The organism is Methyloversatilis discipulorum (genome assembly GCF_000385375.1).
In the GTDB taxonomy this organism is placed as follows: Bacteria; Pseudomonadota; Gammaproteobacteria; order Burkholderiales; family Rhodocyclaceae; genus Methyloversatilis; species Methyloversatilis discipulorum_A.
In genome coordinates, this window is sequence record NZ_ARVV01000001.1 from 3261590 (window position 1) to 3285061 (window position 23472).

Consider the following 23472-nt stretch of genomic DNA (forward strand, 5'->3'; position numbering starts at 1 on the left):
GGCGCGTCAGGCGGCGCCGCGCGCAAGCAGCGCGGTTGCCTCGTCCGCCGGCATCGGTTTGCCGAACAGATAACCCTGTCCGATGCGGCAGCCCTGTTCGCGCAGGAAGGCGAGCTGGTCTTCGGTTTCGACGCCCTCGGCAACCGCCTCGATGCGCAAGGAGCCGGCCATCGCGAGTATGCAGGCGCAGATTGCGGCGTCATCGGCGTCGTGACCGATGTCGCGCACGAAGGACGCGTCTATCTTCAGCACGTCGATCGGAAAGCGCCTGAGATAGGCGAGGCTGGAATAGCCGGTGCCGAAATCGTCGATGGCGACCGCGATGCCCAGCCGCTTGAGATCGCCAAGCAGCTTCACCGTCTGGCCGACGTTGTGCATCAGCATCGATTCGGTCAGTTCCAGTTCGAGATTGCGCGGCGACAGGCCGCTGCGTTCGAGTTCGCGCGAAACGGTGCGCACGATGTCGCTGCCGACGAACTGCCGCGCCGACACATTGACCGCGACCCGCAGTTCCGGGTCGAAGCGTTCGGCCCACACCTTTCCCTGCTCGCAGGCCTGGCGCAGCACCCACTGTCCGAGTTGCACGATGAGGCCTGTTTCCTCGGCCAGCGGTATGAAGTCGACTGGCGACACCAGCCCGCGCTCCGGGTGACGCCAGCGCACCAGGGCTTCGAAACCGATGACGCGGCGGCCGTTCAGCAGATCGACCTGCGGCTGGAAATGCAGTTCGAACTGCTGCTGCGCCAGCGCCGTATGCAGATCGGCTTCGAGGCGCAGCACACCGGAGGCGGCGTTCTGGTCCGGCTCGTGAAAACAGATCGTATTCCGTCCGGATTGCTTGGCCCGGTACATCGCGGCGTCGGCATGACGCAACAGCGTCGCGACGTCACGGCCGTCGCGCGGAAACACCGCCACGCCCATGCTGGCGGTGCAATGGATGTCGTGATTCCGTATCGACACCGGCGGCGCCAGCGCGCCCAGCATCTGTTCGCACACGGCCTGCGCGTCCTGCGCCTGGCGGATCTCCGGCAGCAGTACGACGAACTCGTCGCCGCCCAGGCGGGCCACCGTGTCGCTGGCGCGCACCCGCTGCGACAGGCGCCGCGACAGCACGCGCAGCAGTTCGTCACCGGCGTCGTGCCCCATGCTGTCGTTGACGATCTTGAAGCGGTCGAGGTCGATGAACACGACCGCCATCATCGCCTCCGTGTCGATCGCGGCATCGATCGCCTTCTGCAGCCGCTCGTTCAGCAGGATGCGGTTGGGCAGGCCGGTCAGCACGTCGAAGTGGGCCGCCTGGCGCAGCTTGGCTTCGCTGCTGCGCTGCTGCGTCACGTCGCGGGCGATGCCATCGAGGCGGATGCGGGCGCCGTGCTCGTTGAACACCACGCGCGCGCGATCAAGTATCCAGCGCACTTCGCCGTCAGGCCGGACGACCCGGTATTCGGTGGTCAGGCTGCCGCTGGTGGTCGCCTCCTTCAGCGAGCGCAGCATGCGTTCGCGGTCGTCCGGGTGAACCATGTCCAGCCAGTCGACCTCACTGCGGAGGAAGGCCTCGGCGCTCACGCCGTAGATGGTTTCGGCCGACGGGTTCAGGTAGACCAGCTTCTGCGACGGCAGCTCGATCGACCAGATGATGTCTTCCAGCGTGGCCAATATGCTGTGCAGCCGCAGTTCGCTCTCGCGCAGCTTCTGCCGTTCCGCGCGCAGCGCACGGGCGGTGGCCGACTTGGTGAGCTCACGGTCCACCACGGCGCCGAGGCGCAGCAGGTTCTGTTTGAGCAGATAGTCCTGCGCGCCGGCGCGCATGGCGTCGACGGCGACCGCCTCGCCGATGCCGCCCGACACCAGGATGAAGGGCAGGTCAGGCTGCATGCGCCGGACCACGGCCAACACGTCCAGACCGTCGCAGTCCGGCAGCACGTAGTCGGAAATCACGATGTCCCAGTGCCGCTCGCGCAGCGCTGCTTCGAGCGCGGCCACGCTGTCTACGCGGCAGTGTTCGACGGCAAAGCCCGCGGCGCGAAGCTTGGCCAGCACCAGCAGTTCGTCGACCGGGTTGTCCTCGACGATGAGCGCACGCAGACGCCTCGCGACGACGTCTGCGTCGCGAGGCGGAGGGCGAGGTGCTGCGCGATCAGGCAAGGAGGGCATCGGTGCCGGCCTTGGTTCGACAATGGTCATTTAACGGCCGACGGTGTCCGTGCTTGAACCCGGTGGCCGGCGACGCACGCGCGCGTCGTCAAGGGCGAAGGTCGGACATGCGCGAAATGCCTTCGGCACCCGGCTCCTCACCCTTCATAAGGTAGTACATGTTGTCCGGCGCCGACGGAGCCGCCACCTCCGCCCGCTCGGGAAACCAGGACGGGTGAGGCGCGGTCGATAGCGCATATTCCCGCCGCGACAACCGCATCGATGAACAGACGTCACCTGTTGCACGCCCTCGGCTGCCTGATGTTGCAGCCGGTCTCGGCACGCGCCGACGACACCCCGGCGCTGGACGCGCTGCGCTCGGGTGGCGTGCTGCTGTTGCGCCACGCGCTGACCGAGCCCGGCATTGGCGATCCGCCGGGTTTTCGCATCGGCGACTGCAGCACGCAGCGCAACCTGTCCGTCACGGGCCGCGCCCAGGCACGCGCCGCAGGCAACGCGCTGCGCGCGCGCGGCGTGACCGTCGATGCGGTGTACAGCAGCGCCTGGTGCCGCTGCATCGATACCGCGAAGGAGATGTTTCCGGAACTGCAGATTGAGGTGCTGCCGGCGCTGAATTCCTTCTTCGCAGGCCAGGGTGACCGCGAGCGGCAGACGGCGGCGCTGCGCCAGTGGATCGCGGCGCTCGACGACGGACTGCGGGTGGCGCTGGTGACGCATCAGGTGAACGTGCTGGCGCTGACCGGCGACAACCTCGCGATGGGCGAGGCCATTGTCGTGCAGCCGGACCGCCGTGGCGGCGTGCGCACCGCCGGCCGGCTGGCACTGTGAGGCGCGGGCGGCGGATCAGTACTTTCCGGCCTTCACCGCGGCGAAGTGTTCGTCATAGCGGAACACGAAATCCTTGTCCTTCAGTGGCGCATGGCAGCCGCGACAGGTGTCGTACTTCGCGTCGCCATTCAGCTCGCCATTGCCCTTGAACGCGGAATAGATCCAGTTGCCGTTGCGCTGCGCCTCCGGCACGTCGACGCCCCAGCCGGCGTTCTTGCCCATGACGAACACGGCGGCCAGCTTGTCCTTCACCAGCTTGCCGTCGGCGCCCTTGACCGCCTTGCCGTCAGCATCGAGCTTGATCGACCAGTTCTCCATCACGAACACCGACCCGTCCGGGAAGCCCTTCTCGGCGCTGCCCTTCTTCGCATCCGCGTTCATGTAGATGTCGCGTATCTGTTTGACGTCCTCGCGCTGCACGGCGGTCAGGAAAGCGGGCCAGGACTTGTAGTCGGCAGGCAGCGGCAGCTGGCCGTCGTCGAGCCGGGCGACCGGCGTGCTGCCCATCTGGCTGCAGCCGGCGACCAGCGTCCCGAAAACGATTGCGGACAGCAGATTCTTCTTCATCGGATAACTCCTCGCATGGCACGGGTGGTTGAACGGGTGCCCGCGCTGCATCGCATCTGCAGCGTCGGCACCCTGCGTGCCCTGTCTACGCGCGGGAGGCGTTTCCGGATGCAGTCGAGGTCGGGGAAATCTGCGCACGACGTCGACGCAGGCCTTCGACCGACAGCAGCAGCAGGCCGACGCCGATCAGCAGCATGCCGGTCAGTTCGTTCGCCAGTGGCCGCTCGCCCAGCTGCAGCGCCGCCGCCAGCACGCCGATCACCGGCGTCAGCAGTGACACCATGCTGGTGGTGCCGGCCGACAGCCGGCGCAGCGCGTACAACCACAGCAGCCAGGCCAGTGCGTTCGCCAGCACGATGTTGAAGCCGAGCGCGCCGATCAGCGACGGTGTCCAGTTCGCTTCGCGCGCCGGCCAGAACAGCGCGACGGCGACCAGCGGCAGCGAACCGAACAGCATCTGCCAGGCGGTCATCGACAGCAGGTCGATGTCCGGCGCACGGATCTGCAGACGCTTGGCGACGATGACCGCCAGCGCCCACAGCGCGCCGGCACAGGTGGCCAGCGCCATGCTGGTCAGGTCACCACCCAGGTGCGCCGGATCGAGGATGAACAGCAGGCCGGCCAGCGTGGCGACCGCCGACGGCCACTGCCAGCCGTGCAGCCGCTCGCCCAATAGCGGCCAGGCAAACACCATGACCCAGAAAGGCATGGTGTAGGTGAGCACCGCCGTCTTGCCGGCGCCACCGCTGACCAGCGCGAGGATGATCAGTCCGGTGAAGCCGGTGGTCTGCAGCACGCCCATGGTCGCCACCCAGGGCAGGTGCTGTGGCCGGAAGGGCCGGCGCAGCACCGCCATCAGCGCGAACAGGCTCAGCGCGCCGCCGAAGGTGCGCCAGGCGCCGAACTGGAAGGCGTCCATGTCGACCAGCGCGATCTTCATGACCACCCAGTTGTAGCCCCAGATCACCGCCAGCAGCAGCAGGGCGGCGACCGCGCGCAGCGACGGCGAGCGGGTATTCATGCCGGTGCTCCTCAGTTCCAGGTATGGGTCAGCGCGCGCCAGTTGCCATCGGGCTGGCGGCGATAGACCACGGAGATGTGGCCGGAGAAGGTCTGCAGTTCGCCATCGGCGTTCTTCGCCTGCGCACTCCAGCGGCCGCGCTGGGTGGCGAGCGCGTCGTCGCCGGCGACCGCATGCAGTTCGATGCGGTGGTTGTGGATGCCACTGGCGATGGCACCGGCAAACAGCGCCTGGATGGCCGCCGGACCGATGGCCGCCTCACCGCCGGCGGGCAGCACGGCCGCTTCGGCGTCGTACAGCGCGGCGACGGCTGCGGCGTCGCCGCGGTTGAAGGCGGCGTCCCAGCGGGTGTTGATGTCGGCGATGGCGGTCTGGAGTGCGCTCTGGGTCATTTCAATATCCTTTCGGTGTGCAAGGTTGATACGGAGGCTAACTATTCAGGCAAATTTTTTTACGGGTCACGTGAATGCATCGAGCCCAGCATGCACGGCACCCAGCATCGACTGCAGCAGCACGCGCTGGTTCTCGTCCAGCCCGGCCATCAGCGTGCGCACCCGCCGGTAGTAATCCGGCATCACGGTATCCAGCACGCCCTGCCCCGCCGGGGTCAGCCGCACCGTGGTGCGCCGCCGGTCGGCGGTGTCGAACACCCGTTGCACGAGCCCGTCGCGCTCCAGTCCATCGATCAGACCGGTCATCGTCGCCCGCGTCACGCCGGCCTTCTCCGCCAGCACCGACGGTGAGGATTCCAGCGTCTCCTCGCGGAACAGCAGGATGAGCACCCACCAGCGCCCCTGCAGCAGCCCGTGCCGCGCAAGGAAGGCATCCAGCGCCTGCGACAGCTCGGTCGCCGTACGCAGCAGCGTCAGAAAGCCGGTGACGGCGCTGACATCGGCGTCCGGATAGCGCTGCGCAAAGCGACGCAGGATGTCGGGGGTCGGAAGATCACGTACCTGAAGCATGTACGGAACAATATCATAAGCCACCTAACCATAGCAACACGGGCAAGTCGGGAAACCCGGTGCGATGACAGCACGGGACAAAAGAGTTCACTTCGCGGCAGCATTTCCGTGATAATTAACGAGAATCATTCTCGAACTCATTAAAACAAATAGCCATGACTGCCCGAACCCATCCTCAGCGCCTCCACCTGCTTGCCGCTGCGATCGCCGCGCTGCTCGCCCCGCTCGCCTCTGCCGATGAGGCGGTCGCAACGCTGCCTGCCGTCCGCGTCGACGCCGCTGGCGACGTCGGCTTCACGGCGCGCAAGGCAAGCAGCAGCACCTTGAAGTCGGACTTGCCGCTGAACGAGACCGCACAGTCGGTCACCGTCGTGACACGCGAACAGATGGACGCACGCGGCGTGCAGTCGTTGACCGACGCGCTGCAGGGCGTGGCCGGCGTGGTGTCCGGCTACTACGGGCGCCGCGGCTGGGACGACTTCATCATCCGCGGCCAGCGTGCGACCGAATCGGTCTACGTTGATGGCCTCAGGGTGGAGATGGATGCACGGGTCGCACAGGAAACCTTCGGCGCTGAGCGCATCGAGGTGCTGAAGGGCCCGGCCTCGGTGAACTTCGGTCTGGTGCAGCCGGGCGGCATGGTCAACATGGTGAGCAAGCGGCCGCGGGCGGAGGCGTTCACCGAGGTCGCCTTCACCGGCGGCAGCGACAACTTCCGCCAGTTCACTTTCGACTTCGGGCGCCCGCTGTCCGACACCGGCCGCAGCGCGCTGCGCATCAACGGCCTGATGCTCAACAGCGACGACCCGACAGACTTCGTCTATTACAAGAACCGCTGGATCGCGCCGTCGATGTCGCTCGACCTCGGCACGCGCACCGACTTCACGATACTGACCAGCTTCCAGACGCGCGAGTACGTCCGGCAGCAGGGGCTGCCGGTGCGCGGCTCGGTACTGCCGAACCCGAACGGCCGCGTGGACCGCAGCCTGTTCATCGGCGAACCGGGCTTCGGGCCCTACGAAGCAAGCCAGGCGCGCATCGGCTACGCGCTGGAACATCGATTCGACAGCGGCTGGACACTGCGCCAGAACTTCCGCTGGCAGGACTACGACATGGACGGGCGCCTGGTCGCCGTAGATAACGGTGCTTCGGGCGGCCTGCAGGCGAACAACAGGCAACTGAAGCGCCAGGGCACGCTGCAGGACTTCCGGGGCCACGGCTTCGGGCTGGACACCCATGTGTCCCGTGCGTTCGATACAGGCTCGATACGTCACACCTTGCTTGCAGGCGTCGACGTGAACCGGCACGCCAAGCGTGAAACCACGACTCGTTGCGCAGTCGGAATGCTCGACGTCTTCACGCCCGTGTATGGCTCGACGGTGAGTTGCAACGTCACGCCGCTGACTGATCTGGACGAAACCATCCGCTACACCGGTTTCTACCTGCGTGATCAGGTGCGTCTGACCGATCGGCTGAACGCCTCGGTCACACTGCGCCGTGACTGGGCGTCGATTGAATCGGTCAACATGCGTACCGGCACCTCGATCACCGACGAGAACTACGCAACCACCACCGGCAGCGCCGGCCTGATCTGGGAAGTGATCGACGGCGTATCACCGTACGTGAGCTACGCCGAATCCTTCCTGCCGCAGGGCGGGTATTCGGTGAGCGGGCAGGCGGTGAAGCCGGAAAGCGGCAAACAGACCGAAGTCGGCGTCAAGTTCAGCTTCGCGCAGGGGCGCATCCAGGCGACCGTCGCCCACTTCGATCTTGAACGACAGGACGTGCGCGCGAGCGACGCCTCCAACCCGGGCTTCTACATCCTGATCGGCGAGCAGCGCACGCGCGGCTACGAACTCGAACTGCTGGCCGACCTGCGCAACGGCTGGAACCTGTCGGCTGCCTACGCCAACACCGATGGCGAAGTGGTGCGTGACGTCATTGCTGCCAACGTCGGCAAGCCGCTCGACAACGTGCCGCGGCACAGCGCCTCGCTGTGGGCGCAGTACCGCGTGCGCAGCGGCGCACTGACCGGCCTCGGCCTCGGTGCCGGGCTGCGCTACGAGAGCGAAAAGCAGGGTTACAGCTTCAACTACACGATTCCGGACTACACCGTGTTCGACGCCAGCGTGAGCTATATCGGCCAGGGTTACCGGCTGAGCGTGATCGCGAAGAACCTGTTCGACCGCGACTACTTCGCCGGCGGCCTCAACAACAACGTCGTTCCGCTCGGCGACCCGCGCCGCGTGCTGGCGTCGGTCACGCTGGACTTCTGAGTGTGGCTTCGCAACGCACGCTCACCCTGCTGTTTGCGGTGCACTCGTGGGCCGGCATCGTCACCGGCGTACTGCTGTTCGTGATCTGCATGTCCGGCGCGCTGGCAGTGTTCAAGCACGAGATCGACCTGTGGGGCAATCCGTCGCTGCGCCACCTCGAGCACGCGCCGTCGCCGGTCGGGCCGCAAGCCGTCCTGGCGGCCGTGCAGAGCGCGTTGCCCGGCAGCAAGGTCGAGAACATCGTGCTGCCGACCGCCACCAGTCCGGCCTACTTCGCGCAGGTGCGACACGACGACGGTCTGCGCAGCAAGATCGCTGTCGATGCCGGCAGCGCCGCCGTCATCGGCCCGGCGGACAGCGAACTGGGGCAGTTCGTGCGCATGCTGCACGTGTTCCTGTTCTTCGCGCCGCGCTGGATTGTCGGCTTTCTCGGTGCCGTCATGCTGGTGCTGGCACTGACCGGCATCGTGATCCACCGCAAGATCATGCGCGAGCTGTTCACGGTGCGCTGGCGCCGCAGCAGCCGGCTGGCGGCGTCCGACCTGCACAAGGCGTCCGCCATCTGGGGCCTCGCCTTCCATCTGCTCATCGCTTTCACCGGTTGCTGGCTCGGCCTCGCACCGGTGTTCGAACAGAGCTGGCGTTACCTCAGCGGCGGCGCCGACCCCGCAGTCGCGCTGCCGAAGGACGCGCGCAAGCAGCCCATGCAGTCGCTGGACACCCTGCTGCTGCAGGCGCGTCGAGACCTGCCCGGTCTGGAGCCGGAAACGATCTCGCTGCGCAACGTTCAGCGCGCCGACGCCATCGTCACCATCTCCGGCGACCTGCCACAGCATCTGATCAGCAGCGCCCGCGTCAGCTACGCCGGCGCGGACGGTCGCACGCTCGACCTGCGCGACCCGCGCCAACGCGGATTCTGGAGCCGCTTCGACGGCTGGATGGAGCCGCTGCACTTCGGCGATTTCGGCGGCCTCATGCTCAAGGCGCTGTATTGCGTGCTCGGTCTCAGCGCTGCCGGCCTGGCCATCAGCGGTACCGTGATCTGGGCCGACCGACGCCGCCAGCAGCACCGCTCGGGCGACGCCGCTCACCGTTCGGCCATGGCTGGAGGGCGCCTTGTTTGAGCGCATCATGGCGGCACTGCTGACCGCCGCACCGACTGCGCTGCTGCTCTGTGCCGCGACCAGCCTGTGGCTGGGCCGCCGTCTCGAACTGCTGCCAGGCAATCAGGGCCTGGGCCCCTGGCTGTTCATCCTGCTCTGGCTGCTGCTGACGGCGCTGAATGCGCGGGCCACACAGCCCGTTGCGGTCTGGCGGCGCGGCCTGCACGGCAACGCCGTCGGCAGCGCGACGGTCGCACTGAGCGGCCTGCTGCAGCATTCGCCGCAGGCCGGCGCCATGGCCGTCGCCTGTGCCGTCGCAGCACTGGCCTGTTCCGCCGGCGCAATGGCGCTGCCCCACGCCGGCACTGCACCCGTGCGGGCCCCTGCCAGAGCGCGCCGCCCCACCCTGCTGCGTCGCTGCATGAACGGCCTGCCCTGGTGGGTGGTCGCGGCCTGTTTCGTCGAAAGCTTCCGCATCGCCCAGACCGGCGGCGATGGTCGCGGTGCTGGTCACACCGGCATGCTCCTCGCCTTCTTCGTACTGCTGCCGGCGCTGTCCCTGGTCAGCTGGTTCCGTGGTCCGGCCCGGCTCGCGTGGTTGATCGGCAGCGCCCTGCTCGGCTGGCTCGCACTCGCCGCCGATCGCCCGGTGCTGGCCGCGCTGGCGCTGACGGCGCTGCTGTGCGCGCGCCCCTTGGGCGGACGGACACTGCCCTCGACAGGCGCGGCCACATGATCGCCGGCTTGACCGAATGCGGACTCGCACTGACCGGCGCGGTGCCGGTGGCCGCACTGTTCGCCGCCGGCAACGCACGCTCCGCCGCCGACGCTGCGCCGCCGCGCTGGCTGATCGAACACGGTCGGCAACTGGCGCTGGCGAGCGCACTGGTGCAACTGCTGCTGGCGATGGCGAGCAGTGGCCCGATGGCCGGCAGCGTGCTGGTGCTGACGGCCTGGATGGTCGGCGGCAGCCTGTTCGTTCCCCTGGTGAATGCGTGGCCTGCGATCACGCTCAGGTCCTCGGCAGCGCTGGCCGTCGCCGGTGCGTTGATGGCGCTGACGGGTGCGCTTGCCTGAGGCGGCGCTGTTCGGCCCCGCGCGCTTCGGCTAGCATGAAGATCGAGTGCCGCATGCCGGTCGGGCATGCGAGCGCGACGCCCGATAACCGAAGCGATGCCCACGCCATGGACCTGACCGAAGCCATTGCCGCCGCCGCCGGCCTCGCCTGGGCCAGCGGCCTGCGGCTGTACGCCGTCATCTTTCTCGCCGGTCTGGCGGGGCGGATGGAATGGGTCGAACTGCCCGGCGAGCTGGACGTGCTGGAACACCCGCTGGTGCTGGCCGCCGCCGGTTTCATGCTGTGCGTCGAGTTCCTCGCCGACAAGGTGCCGGCGCTGGACAGCCTGTGGGACGGGCTGCACACCTTCATCCGCATTCCGGCCGGCGCACTGCTTGCCGCCTGGGCGCTGGCCGATCAGAGCACACCGGTGGTGCTGGCCGGCGCGCTGCTCGGCGGTACGCTGACCGGCGCCACTCACCTGACCAAGGCGGGCAGCCGGGTGGCGATCAATGCCTCGCCGGAGCCGGTCAGCAACGTGCTCGCCTCGACCAGCGAGGACGGCCTGGCGGTCGGCGGACTGTGGCTGGCCTTCGCCTACCCGGTGTTCTTCCTGGTGCTGCTCGCCTTCTTCGTGCTGCTCATGCTGTGGCTGCTGCCGCGCGTGTGGCGCTTCCTGACCGGATTGCTGTCCTGGGTGGCGGGCAAGCAGGCGCCCGGTTGACCTGCAGCAGCCCGTCATGACCCGGCCGGCGCTTCAATGACGAAAACACGTCGAAAGGGAGGGAATCATGAAAGCGCTGTCCGATCTGCTGTCGACCGACTACGGGCTGATGAGTCTGGTGGTGATCGCCATCGTCATCTTCATGAGCATCTGGTTCGGCCGTTTCTTCAAGCGGCATATGGACGAGGATGCGGCCGCGGCGGCCAAGGCCGAACAGTCCGGCCGACCGGCGCCGTGAGCGCGCCCGCGTTCAGCGGGTAAGCACCTTCCACACCAGGCCGACGCCCGCCACCAGCAGGTCGGCCACGTCCAGGCCGCCGGCATCGCGAGCGCCTTCGATCTGGCGCTGCCGGTCGGCGCGGGCGCGCGTGCGCTCGCTCTCGACGATGGCGTCGGCCATCGACACCGGGTCGCGGGTGGTGCGTTTCACTTCCGCCTGGTGGTAGCCCTTCAGCGCATTTTCGACGGCGTCCGGATCGAGCAGCGAAAAGGCCGAGCGGCAGTGCGGGCAGGCGTGGTCCTTGCGGATGTCGACCGGCGCCCCGCAGCCGGTGCAGTAGATGGCGCCGACCCGCTTCGCCAGATCGGCGATTTCGGCCATCGTCATCTGCCGCACGAAGCCCTTCTCGACCATGAAGGACGAAAAGCTGCTGTAGCGACCGTGCTTCTCCGGGCAGCGGTAGGTCATGTAACGCCCGCTGCGCACCAGATCGTAGCCCTTGTCGAGCTTGCGGCTGCAGCGCGGGCAGGCCATCACGTTGGCGACCGGATGCTGCATTTCGTCGCGGTGCGCGTGCAGTTGCTTGAACAGTTCGTTGACCGAGCCCGGCGACAGCTGCAGGTTCTCGAAAGTGTCGAACCAGATACCCTGGCAGTGCCAGCAGATGTCGAGCTCCATGTCCTCGCCGCCGTGATTCTTGAAGCGGTGCACCTTCATCGGCACACGGCAGGACGGGCAGTGCGGCACGGAATTCTGCATGGCGGTCGGTATGACGTCGGCTGTCGATCTATCGGCGCGGGCAGCGCCCGCATGGTGTTGTCAGCGGCATGCGGGCGCGCAAGGTTGAGGGCGATCAGCGCGCCGAGCGTGTCACCTTGACGCCTTCCGGCGCGCTGCGGTGGAAGGTGACCGGCACCGCCTGCGCCTTCAGCACGTTCTTGCGGATGCGGCCGACCACGTGCATTTCGCACTTCTTGCAGTCGAAACGCAGCGTGAGCTTGTCGTTGCCGTTCATCAGCGTCATCGGTTCGGCCTTCACCATGCCGCGCAGGTCGTAGTCCTTCAGTTCCTTCGGGCACAGGTTGTGGCTGAAGCGCAGGCAGTGCTTGGTGATCATCAGCGACACCTCGCCCAGTTCCTGATTCGCCTCGTAGGCGTCGGCGATCAGTTCCACGCCATGCTTGCGGTAGAAGGCGCGCGCCTTCTCGTTGTACACATTGGCCAGATAGGACAGTTCGGTGTCGGTGAAACGCACCGGCGGTTCGACCGGCACGCCGGGCTGTGGTCGCTGATGAGCGGCGATGCGCTTCGTCTCCAGCAGCGCCACCGCGTCGCGGCGCAGGCCGTTCAGGGCCGACGCCGGCAGGAAGCGCGCTTCCGGCAGATCGATCGCGATGTCGCCCGCTTCGAACAGCGTGTTGCCCAGCTTGCCCAGGCTGTCGCGGATGCCTGACAGCGCCCGTTCGGCGTCACGCGCCGGCTGCTTGTCGTGCACCAGCTCGACCCGGGCGCTGACGCCGTCCTCGTCGGTCATGGTCAGCGCGAAGCCGTCCGCGGTTTCCTCGAAGCGCAGGTCGGCGCGGATGCGGCGGTCGGCCGACTTCTTCTCCAGCGCGCGTTCGAAAGCCTGGTCGCGGTTGCGGTACAGCGTCATGCCCGGCTTCAGATCGTCAGGCATCGCGTTCGGGTAGAGCTTGCGGCCCTGCGCGACGTTGATGCGCAGGCCCATCAGTTCGCGGTGGCTGTCGTAGTAGCTCAGGCCGTCGCCGTTGTGGATGTCGACCTCGGCCTCGACCTCGATGTGGTCAGCCGCCACCTTGCTGATCGTCGCCGCTTCCTCGCCGACGAAGCTCGGCGATTCGAACGCCTCGATGCCGTGCTGGCGGCCGTTCGCGAAGTAGTCGGTCGAGCCGCGGTTGAAGGTTTTCTCCGGCTGCGGCACGAAGGTGTAGGTGCAGTGGCCGCTGGAGGCACGGCGGTAGCCCGGCAGATCGGCCAGCAGTCCGTTCAGCAGCGTGCTGTAGTGGGCGGTGATGTTCTTCACGTAGCCGAGGTCCTTCAGCCGGCCCTCGATCTTGAACGAGGACACGCCGGCATCGATCAGCGCACGCATATTGGCCGACTGGTCGTTGTCCTTCATCGACAGCAGGTGCTTGTCGTGCGCCACCACCCGGCCCTGCGCGTCGGTCAGCGTGTAGGGCAGACGACAGGCCTGCGAGCACTCGCCGCGGTTGGCGCTGCGGCCGGTATGCGCGTGGCTGATGAAGCACTGGCCGCTGAAGGCCACGCACAGCGCGCCATGCACGAAGTATTCGAGCGTACAGGAGGTGTTCGCCGCCACCTTGCGCACCTCGTCCAGCGTCATTTCGCGCGCCAGCACCATCTGCGTGAAACCGACGTCCTGCAGGAAGCGCGCCTTGGCCGCGTCGCGGATGTCGGTCTGCGTGCTGGCGTGCAGCTGGATCGGCGGCAGGTCCATTTCGAGCAGCGCCATGTCCTGCACGATGAGCGCGTCGACACCGGCGTCGTACAGTTGCCAGATGGCGCGGCGGGCCGGTTCGAGCTCGTCGTCGCGCAGTATGGTGTTGAAGGCGGTCAGCACGCGCGCGTGGTAGCGGTGCGCGTGCGTGCACAGGCGGGCGATGTCGGCGATGTCGTTGTCGGCGCCCTTGCGCGCACCGAAGGACGGGCCGCCGATATAGACGGCGTCGGCGCCATGGTTGATGGCCTCGATGCCGAAATCGGCATTCCTGGCGGGCGCGAGCAGTTCGAGTGTGCGGCGGTCGGCGTTCATGGTACGAGGCACTGCGGGAAAGACGGGATTATCCCCGATCCTGCGCCTCAGGCCATCGCCACGCGATCACGGCCGTCGCCCTTGGCCGCGTACAGCGCGCGGTCGGCACGGTCGACCAGCCGCACCGGCGTGTCGGCGGCGGCGAAGGCGGTGACGCCGACACTGACCGTCGCCGTTACCGCGGTGCCGTCGATACTCAACGGACTGGCGCCGATCAGCGCGCGCAGGGTTTCCGCCCGCTGGCGCGCGTCATCGGCCGCGCAGTCCTTCAGCACCACCAGGAATTCCTCGCCACCCCAGCGGCAGGCCATGTCGGATGCGCGCAGGCCGCTGCGTATCAGCGCCCCGACGTGCTCGATCATGCGGTCGCCGGCAAGATGGCCATAGCGGTCGTTCAGGGACTTGAAGTGATCGATGTCGATCAGCAGCACGGTCGACGGACGGCGGCTGCGCTGCACCTCGGCCACCGCGTGTTCGAGCATGATTTCGAAGGCGTGACGGTTGAGCAGGCCGGTCAGCCGGTCGGTGGTGGCCATCTGCTCCAGCCGGCGCTGGTAGCCACCCAGCGTCAGGCTGGCGAGCCACAGCACCGCCGCCGTCACCGCGGCGCAGATGAGCAGGTTGATGTAGAGGGTGCGGCGGATGTCGGCCAGCGCCTCGTTCTCGACCTTTTCGACGAAGAGGTACCAGTCCAGCTCCGGCACGTAACGCACGTTCAACAGGTAGTCCTTGCCGCCCTCGCGGTACTGGTAGGAACCGCTGTCGCGGGCCAGCACCTCGTGCGCGATGTCGCCCAGGCCTTCGACGTCGCCGATGCGCAGCGTGCCGTGCGAGGGCTGGTCGCCGTACAGCACGATGTTGCCACTGCGGTCGACGAAATAGACGCCGCGGTGATAGCGCTGCTGGTAGCCAGACAGCAGCCGCCGCACCGTGTCGACGGTGAGGCCGACGCCGGTGACACCCACCGTCTTGCCGGCGTAGTCGAACACGCGGTAATTGACGAACACGGTCAGCGTGTCGGGCGAAGCGGTGTCGGAATCGACGTTGATTTCGTACGGCGCGTCGAGGTCGCGCGAACGGAAATACCAGGCATCGCGCTCGCTGCCCTGCTCCACCCGGCGCAGCAGGCCGTCCGGGTGATAGTAGTTGCGGGTCGCTTCGGAGACGAAAAAGCTGGTGAAGGTGCCGTAGCGCGTGCGGATCTCGCCGAGGAACTTGGTCATCGCCGGCACGTCGCGCTCGCCCTGCAGCACCCAGTCGCGGACGAAGGTGTCGCCGGCCATCACGGACGACACGAACACCGGACGGATCAGATCCTTCTGGATTTCCGAGTAGATGGTGTCGGAGGTCAGCGGCAGTTCGTTCTCGACGATGGAGCGCTGGATCTCTCGCTTCGACACCGAGTAGCTCAGCAGCGTGTTGGCCAGAAAGCCGAGCGCGAGCAGCAGGCCCAGCATCAGCACCAGACGGCGGCGGCCGGTCACACCCAGCGAGGCGCGCACCTCGGCGCCCGGCACGACGGCCGCCGGGTCGGTGCCGGCAGGGACCACCGTGGCCTCTGCCTGAATCTTCATCGTTTCGGACATGAGGCCGCGCACAGGAGATTGACGTCCCCTGTTTTCGGCAATCCGGCGCCGGACTTTACCGCCGTGTGCAGCGGGCGCGCCGTGGCATCAGGCCGCACGGCGTCGGGCGGAGGCGCCCACCAGCAACAGGCCGCCCGCCATCAGGCCCCAGGTGGCCGGCTCGGGTATCGGCGCCGGCACGGTCGCCTGCAGGCTGGCCACCTCCCACCCGATGTCGCGCAGCGCCGCCCAGTCGAGTTCGGTCATGTAGCGGCGCGCGCCGGCGGGAATGACCGGCGACAGCAGCGGCACCTGATCGACACCGTTCGCGGCCGCCCGCAGGGAGGTATCGAAATGCGCATCGCTGCCGTCGTTGCGCAGCAGCGGCGCGACACCGTCGTTGATCGCGGTCGCGCTGGCGCCGATGAAGCTGCGGTCGCTGACCAGGGCGAACCAGCTGTCGGCGGTACCTATGCCCAGCACGTGCGCCGTTTCGTGCGCCGCCACCGTATACAGGTCGAACAGTCCGGCGAAGTTCTCGACGGTGCCGACATCGTCGTCGGCGTACCAGCCGACGTTGGTGCCGAAGGTGATGGTGCCGCCCCAGGGCGCGAAGTCGGTGGGCGGCGACGTCAGTGCCCCCGGCTCGCCACGCCCGTCGGCCAGCGCAACGAAGTCGCCGCTGCCGCTCGCCACGTGAAAACCCGGCCCGCCCACCCCCAGCGTCTGTCCGGAAAAGGCGCGCGCGCCGACGAAGATGCGGATCTCGTCGGCAGCCACGGTCAGCCCGGGCACCACCACCGTGCTGTTCAACGGATCGACCGGATCGAAGATGCGGGCCTGGAACACGTCGTCGCCGGTGGGCGCAATGGCCGCCAGCGTGTCGTCGAGATTGCTGCTGAACAGGCGCGCCACATCGTCGAGCACGGCACGTCGGTCGTCGGTGAAGAAGCCACCGCTGTCGTAGCGGTAGTCGAACACCACGTCGACCGCCCGCACAGGCGCGCTCAGGCACAGGCTTGCGAGTGCCGCAGCAAGAAAAGTCCGCATCATCATCCCGGCTCCCGGTTACGGCCGCACACGGCGCGGCGCATGGAAGCGCGAAGCGTACGCCCTCGCCGCCGCAAACTGAAGCGTGCGAGATCCGCCGGCGCACCGGCAGCTGCAGCGCCTGACCGGCGGCACCAATTCACAGACAGACACCTTGCGAAATCGGGAAGATTGACCTTGCGCAGCGAGAACGACTTTGTGCGGCGCTACGCTGGTTCCCGAGATGAGTGCGGTGTGCACACCGCCTGCCCGATGCCAACGCCGGCCGGGCATTGCGGACGAGGAACGGATGGACACGAAAAAGGACAGCCCTGAGCCGCCGTTCGACGCGCCCCCGCCGGGGCACGCGCCCGCGCGTTGGCTGACTCTGGTGCTGGACGACGAGCCGCGTCAGCGCCTGCGCATATCCCGCGCTTTTACGTCCATGCTGGTGTACGTGATATGCATTGGGCTGGCCGAGTACGCGCTGGCGCACGGCATGGCCGACCCGGTCGCCACCCGCCTGCTGCAGGGCGGCATGATCGTCTGGATGGTCATCGTCTACGCCACGCTGCGCAGCGGGCTGAACCTGCGGTTTCGCGATCCTTCGCTCACCTTCCTGCAGATCATGGCGGCAGGCGCCTGGATCACCGCCGCCTACATCGTGTTCGCACCGGTCCGCGGTGCGCTGCTGATGCTGCTCGCGCTCACTCTCGTGTTCAGCATCTTCAATCTCGACCGCAAGAGACGCCGCATCTACAACGGGTGCGTCGTCGTCGGCACCGGACTGACGATGTTCACGCTGTCCGCGCTGCGCCCTGACGACTTCCCGGCCGAGGTGGAAATGGTGCACTTCGTGCTGACGACGGCGGTCCTCGCGGTCATGGGCCGGCTGAGCGAACAGCTGCTGGCGATCCGGGCGCGCCTGCGCACCCAGCGCAACGAACTCGAGGCGGCGCTGACGCGCATACAGGAACTGGCCACGCGCGACGCCCTGACCGGACTGCCCAACCGCCGCCACATCACCGACCTGTTCGCGCAGATGGCCAGGGGCGCGGAACGGACCGGCTCGCCGCTCACCGTCTGCCTGATCGACCTCGACCACTTCAAACGAATCAACGACAGCTACGGACACAAGGCGGGTGACATCGTGCTGCAGCGCTTCGCCGACACCGCGACCGGCGCGCTGCGCGAGTCGGACGTGCTGGCGCGCTGGGGCGGCGAGGAATTCCTGGTGCTGCTGCCCGACACGCCGGCGCAGAAGGCCGATCAATCGATGACGCGGGTGCGCGCTGCACTGGCGCAGATAAGGCTGGTCGCCGCCAGTGACGCCGCCAAGGTGACATTCTCGGCAGGACTGGCTCAGTTCCGCCCGGGAGAGTCGATCGAACACGCGGTCGAGCGGGCGGACTTCGCGCTCTATCGCGCGAAGTCCGCAGGGCGCGACCGCTGCGTGATCAGCGACTGATGGGCTTGTAGCGGATGCGCTTCGGTTTGGCGCCCTCTTCGCCGAGTCGCTTCTTCTTGTCGGCTTCGTATTCCTGATAGTTGCCGTTGAAGAATGTCCATTGCGAGTCCCCCTCGGCCGCCAGGATGTGGGTGGCGATGCGGTCGAGGAACCAGCGGTCGTGCGAGGTGACGAGCACGCAGCCGGAGAACTCGAGCAGCGCGTCCTCGAGTGCACGCAGCGTTTCCACGTCGAGGTCGTTCGACGGTTCGTCGAGCAGCAGCACATTGCCACCGGAAATCAGCGTCTTGGCCAGGTGCAGCCGGCCGCGCTCACCGCCCGACAGGTTGCCGACGATCTTCTGCTGGTCGCCGCCCTTGAAGTTGAAGCGGCCGATGTAGGCGCGGCTGGGCATTTCGAAGCGGCCGACAGTCAGGATGTCCGCGCCGTCGGACACCGCCTCGAACACCGTCTTCGAGCCATCCAGCCCGTCGCGGGTCTGGTCGACGGCAGCGATCTTGACGGTCGGGCCGACCACGATTTCGCCCGAGTCCGGCGTGTCCTTGCCCTGGATCATCCGGAACAGCGTCGACTTGCCGGCGCCGTTCGGGCCGATGACGCCGACGATGGCGCCCGGCGGAATGCTGAAGCTCAGGTTGTCGATCAGCAGGCGGTCGCCGAAGCCCTTCGAAACATTGTGGAATTCGATCACCTTGTCGCCCAGGCGCTCGCCCGGCGGGATGAAGATTTCGTGCGTTTCGTTGCGCTTCTGGTACTCGACGCTGCTCATTTCCTCGTAGCGGGCCAGACGCGCCTTGCTCTTGGCCTGACGCGCCTTCGGATTGCCACGCACCCACTCCAGTTCGGTCGCCAGCGCCTTCTGCCGCGCAGATTCCTGCGACTCTTCCTGCCGCAGGCGCTCGCCCTTCTGGTCCAGCCAGCTGGAGTAATTGCCCTTCCACGGAATGCCGTGGCCGCGGTCCAGTTCGAGAATCCACTCGGCCGCGTTGTCGAGGAAGTAGCGGTCGTGCGTCACCGCCACCACGGTGCCCGGGAAGCGCACCAGGAACTGTTCCAGCCAGTCCACCGATTCGGCGTCCAGGTGGTTGGTCGGTTCGTCCAGCAGCAGCATGTCCGGCTTGGACAGCAACAGCTTGCACAGCGCCACGCGACGCTTCTCGCCGCCGGACAGCGGGCCGATCTTCGCGTCCCACGGCGGCAGGCGCAGCGCGTCGGCGGCGATCTCCATCTGCGTCTCGACGTCGGAACCGGCTGCCGCCAGCACCGCTTCGTACTTCGCCTGCTCTTCCGCCAGCTTGTCGAAATCGGCGTCCGGTTCGGCGTAGGCGGCGTAGATCTGCTCCAGCTTCTGGCGCGCCTCGACGATTTCGCCGAGGCCGGATTCGACCTCTTCCTTCACCGTCTTGTCCGCGTCCAGTTCCGGCTCCTGCGGCAGATAGCCGATGCGCACGCCGGGCTGGTGCTGCACCTCGCCGTCGTACTCGCGGTCGGCGTTGGCCATGATGCGCAGCACCGTCGACTTGCCCGAACCGTTCAGGCCGAGCAGGCCGATCTTGGCGCCGGGAAAGAAGGACAACGATATGTCCTTGATGATCGTGCGCTTCGGGGGAACCACCTTGCTCACGCGGAGCATGGACATCACGTATTGGGCCATTTTCTGCAACTGCACCGACAGGGAAAGGGCGCAAGTATACGCCGGGGTACCGGCATTGGTCCGCCGGACGGGGTCAAGACGGGCTTGCTGGCGGTCGATAAGTGCTTGACGCACCAGAAAGCTCACTGCGGCGCACCGCGGCCGCCCCGAGTTTGGTGACATGCCCGGAAAATGCAGGTTCAATGCCCGACATGAGCGCAGCGCCCGACACGCGAGCTTCAACGGACCGTTCTGTCTGGCAGATCGGTCTGCCCGTGCTGCTCGCCACGCTCGGCGCAACGCTGGCCGTCTATCTGGTGTGGAACGAGATGGATCGCCGGCACCGCGAGCGCGTCGACGAACGTCTGGCCTTCGAGGCGCGCGACATCACGCAGCAGGTCGAACAACGGATGCGCGCCTACCGTCAGGTGCTGCGCGGCGCACGCGCGCTGTTCGACGCGTCGGACGAGGTCACGCACGAGGACTGGAAAACCTATGTCGGCGCACTGTCGCTGCAGGAGGACTTTCCCGGCATACAGGGCGTCGGCTTCTCCGCCTACGTGAAAGCGGAGGATCTGGACAGCCACATCGCGTCGATGCGCGCCCGCGGCCAGGCCGATTACAGCATCCGTCCGCCGGGCAAACGCCCGGAGTACAGCAGCATCGTCTATCTCGAACCGCAGGACTGGCGCAATCAGCGCGCCATCTCCTTCGACATGCTGTCCGAGCCGGTACGCCGCGAGGCGATGCAGCGTGCCCGACTGACCGGCGAAGCGGCGCTGACCGGCAAGGTCAGGCTGATCCAGGAAGCCGACCGCGACATCCAGACCGGCGTACTGCTCTATCTGCCCGCCTACCGCCGCGGCCTGCCCACCGGCACCGAGACGGAACGCGCGGCGGCGCTCAGCGGATGGGTGTACAGCCCCTTCCGCATGCTCGACCTGATGGCCGGCACACTGGGTCGCATGCAACCCTCCTTGCGCCTGCGCATCTACGACGGCAGCTCCGCCGAACCCGAAGCGCAACTGTTCGACAGCCACCCGACCGATCCGGTCCGCTTCGACGCGCCGACGCATTCCATTTCGCGCGACATCGACGGACGGCGCTGGCTGCTGGTGTTCGAGCAGCGGCAGGAGGCGGCGGCCGACGTCGATCGCTGGCACACCGAACTGGCGCTGGTCGTGCTGTTCGGCGTACTCGTGGTGGCACTGACCGCCAGCCTCGGACTGGCCCGCCGCCGGGCCGCTCGGCTGGCCGAGTTGGGCGCTTCGCTGGCGCGCAGCGAAGCGCTGTACTCGACCCTGGTCAATCTGTCCGGCGAAAGCATCCTCGCGCTCGACCCACGGGGCCGCATCGAATATGCCAACCCGGGCCTGCACCGGATGCTCAACCTCGACGCGCGCGACGTCAGCGGCCGCTCGCTCGGCGAACTGGCCTTCGACGGCAACCGGCATGCGCTGCAGTCGATGGCGGACGCACTGCTCGGCGGCGACACCGTGCGCATGGAACTGACGCTGCAGAGCCGCGACCGCGGCGAAGTCGCCGTGCTCGCCTCCGGCGTGCCGCGCACCGACGGCGCCGGCCGCGTCACCGGCGCCATCATCGTCATGGCCGACATCAGCGAACGCAAGGCCGACGAGGCGAGGATCGCCTGGCTGGCCACGCACGACAGCCTGACCGGTCTGCCCAACCGCTCGCTGCTGGTGGAGCGACTGAACCGGACGCTGACGTCAGCGCAGCGCTACCGGCGACGTTTCTGCCTGCTGTTCATCGACCTCGACCACTTCAAGGAGGTGAACGACCGGATGGGGCATCACGCCGGCGACGAGGTGCTGATCGAAGCGAGCCGTCGCATGCTCGCCTGCCTACGCGCAGCCGATACGCTGGCCCGCCACGGCGGCGACGAATTCGTCGCCCTGCTGCCGGAAACCGGTTCGATCGAGGCCGCCTGCGCGGTGGCGGAAAAAATACGCTTGCGTCTCGGCGAGCCCTTCACGCTCGAACAGGGGCAGGCGCAGATCTCCGCCAGCCTGGGCGTCGTGATGTGCCCGGACCACGGCGACGACTTCGACACCCTGGTCGCCCGTGCCGATCAGGCGATGTACGCAGCAAAGGCAGCCGGACGGAATACCATCGCGGTCTGGACCGCCCCGGACAACAAGGACAAGCAATGATCGGATCGATCGGCCTCATCGTCATCGGCGCACTGCTGCTGGCTTCCAACCTCAACCTGTTTTCGCTGCGCGAGCTGGCCGAACTGTTCGGCACCTGGTGGCCGGCCCTGCTGATCGCCGCCGGCGTCGCCGGCCTGATCAAGCGCAAGTAGCGCCGTCCGGCGCCAACCGTTAAAGATTCCACGTTTTCTCCCGATATTCAGGCACTTGCCTCTGGAGTGCCCGACATGAACGGACTGAAAACACTGCGCGGCCGCCTGCTGGCCCTCGGCTTCGTCGCCCTCGCCGGACTGCTGGCCGCCGGCGGCTTCGGCCTGCTCCAGCTCTACCGCCTCGACCGCGGCGTCGGCGACGATCTGGCGCGTCTGCAGCGCACGGTCGCCATTGGCCTCGACGTGCAGAACGCGAGCATCGATTTCAAGACCCAGGTGCAGGAATGGAAGAACATCCTGATCCGCGGCAACGACGTCGAGCAGTTCCAGCGCTACAGCAAGAGCTTCGGCAAGCATGCGCAGGACGTGTCGTCGCGCCTGCAGGACATCGCCGGCCGACTGCAGGCGGAAGGATCGCCGCGCGTCGCCGAGGTGAAAGCCCTTGCCGCCGCGCACGCTGCGATGCACGAGCGTTACGTCACCGCACTGAAGGACTTCGACGCCGCCGATCCCGAATCCGGCAAGAAGGTCGACCGCGCGGTGAAGGGCATAGACCGCAGCGCGACCGAAGCGATGACCGCGCTGACCCGGCTGATCGAACAGGACGTGAAGGCGCTGGGTGACGACACGCGTGCCCGCACCAGCGCGCTCTACCGCACCGGCCTGATCACGCTGAGCGTCGCCATCGCCGTGCTGTCGCTGCTGCTGATCGTCGGCATCGTGCTGACGCTGCGCCGTCTGACCACCAGTCTTTCGTCGCTGCAGGGCGCGCTGGGGCAGGCACGGGCGCGGATGGACCTTACCGTACGCGCGCCCGACAGCCGTGGCGACGAGCTGTCGGCGGCCGGCGCGTCGATCAATGCGCTGTTCGCCGAGCTGCAATCAACCCTGAAATCGATGCGCGACAACGCGCAGCAGGTCGCCAGCCACTCCTCGTCGCTGCACGGCTCGGTCGACACGCTGGCCGACGCCGTCGCACAGCAGAACGATTCGACCTCGAGCATGGCCGCGGCGGCCGAACAGCTCGCCGTCAGCGTTGCCCACGTCAGCGAAAGCGCCGGTCACGCGCGCGACGTGTCGCGCAGTTCGCTCGAGCGCGCCGACTTCGGCGGCAACGTGATCGAGACCACCGCGTCGTCGATGCGCGACGCCGCGGTAGACGTACAGGCGGCCGCCGGCGGCATGGAAGAACTGAGCCGCCAGGTGGAACAGATCGGCGAGATCGCCGGCACCATCAAGGGTATCGCCGACCAGACCAATCTGCTGGCGCTCAATGCCGCAATCGAGGCGGCACGCGCCGGCGAACAGGGCCGCGGTTTTGCGGTGGTGGCCGACGAGGTGCGCAAACTGGCCGAGCGCACGACCGAAGCGACCAAACAGATCGACAGCGTGGTCGGCAACGTGCAGTCGGTGACCGAACAGACGCGTACCAGCATGCAGGAACTGGTGTCGCAGTTCGATCAGATCGGCAGTTCGACGCAGCAGGCAGCGCAGGCGATGGACGACATCAAGAGCGAATCGCGCAACGCGGTTGGCGCCACCGACGAGATTTCACGTGCGCTGCGCGAACAGACCAGCGCCAGTGAGAGCATCGCGCAGCAGGTCGAGCGCATCGCCGGCATGAGCGAGCACAACAGCGCGGCCGTGCGTCAGGTCAGCCACGCGGCCGACGCGATGAACGCGCTGTCGCAGTCGATGCGGCAGCGGCTGGAAACCTTCGTCGTCTGATCCGGCGACACGGCCCG

Annotated in this window: 21 protein-coding genes; 11 read left to right on the forward strand and 10 right to left on the reverse strand. The window is 67.3% G+C overall.

The genetic code is table 11. From position 1 onward, the window contains the following. Positions 1-6 precede the first annotated feature (6 nt). Entirely contained in the window at positions 7-2154 is a 2148-nt protein-coding gene (locus tag METRZ18153_RS0115305) for a putative bifunctional diguanylate cyclase/phosphodiesterase (RefSeq protein ID WP_020165557.1), read from the reverse strand. Between the two features lie 261 nt (positions 2155-2415). Here METRZ18153_RS0115305 and METRZ18153_RS0115310 point away from each other — a divergent pair, with 261 nt between their 5' ends. Next, on the forward strand, positions 2416-2982 hold the full coding sequence (locus tag METRZ18153_RS0115310; RefSeq protein WP_232416061.1) for a histidine phosphatase family protein: 567 nt from the start codon (positions 2416-2418) through the stop codon (positions 2980-2982). 15 nt (positions 2983-2997) lie between these two features. Here METRZ18153_RS0115310 and METRZ18153_RS0115315 read toward each other — a convergent pair whose 3' ends face one another. From METRZ18153_RS0115315 to METRZ18153_RS0115330, 4 genes are all read right to left on the reverse strand, one after another. Then, positions 2998-3549, reverse strand: a complete 552-nt coding sequence (locus METRZ18153_RS0115315) for a cytochrome P460 family protein (RefSeq protein WP_020165559.1) — start codon at positions 3547-3549, stop codon at positions 2998-3000. An 85-nt stretch (positions 3550-3634) separates the two neighbouring features. Further along, complete coding sequence (locus METRZ18153_RS0115320; protein ID WP_020165560.1) at positions 3635-4570, reverse strand: DMT family transporter; 936 nt, start codon at positions 4568-4570, stop codon at positions 3635-3637. Between the two features lie 11 nt (positions 4571-4581). Continuing rightward, positions 4582-4962 (reverse strand): YybH family protein, encoded by a 381-nt coding sequence (locus METRZ18153_RS0115325; RefSeq protein WP_020165561.1) that lies wholly within the window; start codon positions 4960-4962, stop codon positions 4582-4584. A 66-nt stretch (positions 4963-5028) separates the two neighbouring features. Then, positions 5029-5532, reverse strand: a complete 504-nt coding sequence (locus METRZ18153_RS0115330; RefSeq protein ID WP_020165562.1) for a MarR family winged helix-turn-helix transcriptional regulator — start codon at positions 5530-5532, stop codon at positions 5029-5031. Between the two features lie 155 nt (positions 5533-5687). On the opposite strand from METRZ18153_RS0115330, the gene METRZ18153_RS0115335 reads away from it, so the two are divergent. The 6 genes from METRZ18153_RS0115335 (at position 5688) to METRZ18153_RS20695 (ending at position 10930) form a co-directional block, all read left to right on the forward strand. Next, positions 5688-7808 carry a TonB-dependent siderophore receptor gene (locus tag METRZ18153_RS0115335; RefSeq protein WP_020165563.1) on the forward strand — a complete coding sequence of 707 codons (2121 nt, stop codon included), beginning with the start codon at positions 5688-5690 and terminating at the stop codon, positions 7806-7808. Positions 7809-7810: 2 nt separating this feature from the next. After that, entirely contained in the window at positions 7811-8932 is a 1122-nt protein-coding gene (locus METRZ18153_RS0115340) for a PepSY-associated TM helix domain-containing protein (protein ID WP_020165564.1), read from the forward strand. Beyond that, positions 8925-9647, forward strand: a complete 723-nt coding sequence (locus METRZ18153_RS0115345) for a hypothetical protein (protein WP_020165565.1) — start codon at positions 8925-8927, stop codon at positions 9645-9647. Before METRZ18153_RS0115340 ends, METRZ18153_RS0115345 begins: the two co-directional genes overlap by 8 nt. Then, positions 9644-9988, forward strand: a complete 345-nt coding sequence (locus METRZ18153_RS0115350) for a hypothetical protein (RefSeq protein WP_020165566.1) — start codon at positions 9644-9646, stop codon at positions 9986-9988. The genes METRZ18153_RS0115345 and METRZ18153_RS0115350 overlap by 4 nt, the downstream gene beginning before the upstream one ends. A gap of 107 nt (positions 9989-10095) precedes the next feature. Continuing rightward, complete coding sequence (locus tag METRZ18153_RS0115355; protein WP_029143807.1) at positions 10096-10692, forward strand: DUF4126 domain-containing protein; 597 nt, start codon at positions 10096-10098, stop codon at positions 10690-10692. 67 nt (positions 10693-10759) lie between these two features. After that, positions 10760-10930 (forward strand): DUF3149 domain-containing protein, encoded by a 171-nt coding sequence (locus tag METRZ18153_RS20695; protein ID WP_019917152.1) that lies wholly within the window; start codon positions 10760-10762, stop codon positions 10928-10930. Positions 10931-10942: 12 nt separating this feature from the next. Here METRZ18153_RS20695 and METRZ18153_RS0115365 read toward each other — a convergent pair whose 3' ends face one another. From METRZ18153_RS0115365 to METRZ18153_RS0115380, 4 genes are all read right to left on the reverse strand, one after another. Beyond that, on the reverse strand, positions 10943-11671 hold the full coding sequence (locus METRZ18153_RS0115365; RefSeq protein ID WP_020165568.1) for a TFIIB-type zinc ribbon-containing protein: 729 nt from the start codon (positions 11669-11671) through the stop codon (positions 10943-10945). A 94-nt stretch (positions 11672-11765) separates the two neighbouring features. After that, positions 11766-13706, reverse strand: a complete 1941-nt coding sequence (locus tag METRZ18153_RS0115370; protein WP_020165569.1) for a peptidase U32 family protein — start codon at positions 13704-13706, stop codon at positions 11766-11768. Between the two features lie 47 nt (positions 13707-13753). Next, on the reverse strand, positions 13754-15280 hold the full coding sequence (locus tag METRZ18153_RS0115375) for a sensor domain-containing diguanylate cyclase (RefSeq protein WP_232416062.1): 1527 nt from the start codon (positions 15278-15280) through the stop codon (positions 13754-13756). Positions 15281-15379: 99 nt separating this feature from the next. Continuing rightward, a complete protein-coding gene (locus METRZ18153_RS0115380; RefSeq protein WP_198291217.1) occupies positions 15380-16327 on the reverse strand; it encodes a PEP-CTERM sorting domain-containing protein in 948 nt (315 codons plus the stop codon). Positions 16328-16610: 283 nt separating this feature from the next. Here METRZ18153_RS0115380 and METRZ18153_RS0115385 point away from each other — a divergent pair, with 283 nt between their 5' ends. Next, complete coding sequence (locus METRZ18153_RS0115385; RefSeq protein WP_020165572.1) at positions 16611-17768, forward strand: GGDEF domain-containing protein; 1158 nt, start codon at positions 16611-16613, stop codon at positions 17766-17768. Here the strand turns inward: METRZ18153_RS0115385 and ettA are convergent. Further along, the gene (gene ettA / locus METRZ18153_RS0115390; protein WP_020165573.1) at positions 17758-19422 is read right to left on the reverse strand and encodes an energy-dependent translational throttle protein EttA; all 1665 of its coding nucleotides are present in this window, start codon (positions 19420-19422) and stop codon (positions 17758-17760) included. The genes METRZ18153_RS0115385 and ettA overlap by 11 nt on opposite strands. Positions 19423-19613: 191 nt before the next feature. Here ettA and METRZ18153_RS0115395 point away from each other — a divergent pair, with 191 nt between their 5' ends. From METRZ18153_RS0115395 to METRZ18153_RS0115405, 3 genes are all read left to right on the forward strand, one after another. Continuing rightward, complete coding sequence (locus tag METRZ18153_RS0115395; protein ID WP_232416063.1) at positions 19614-21575, forward strand: CHASE domain-containing protein; 1962 nt, start codon at positions 19614-19616, stop codon at positions 21573-21575. Continuing rightward, the gene (locus METRZ18153_RS21005; RefSeq protein WP_019917143.1) at positions 21572-21727 is read left to right on the forward strand and encodes a LiaI-LiaF-like domain-containing protein; all 156 of its coding nucleotides are present in this window, start codon (positions 21572-21574) and stop codon (positions 21725-21727) included. The genes METRZ18153_RS0115395 and METRZ18153_RS21005 overlap by 4 nt, the downstream gene beginning before the upstream one ends. Before the next feature lie 75 nt (positions 21728-21802). Further along, positions 21803-23455 (forward strand): methyl-accepting chemotaxis protein, encoded by a 1653-nt coding sequence (locus METRZ18153_RS0115405; RefSeq protein ID WP_020165575.1) that lies wholly within the window; start codon positions 21803-21805, stop codon positions 23453-23455. Positions 23456-23472: the final 17 nt, after the last annotated feature.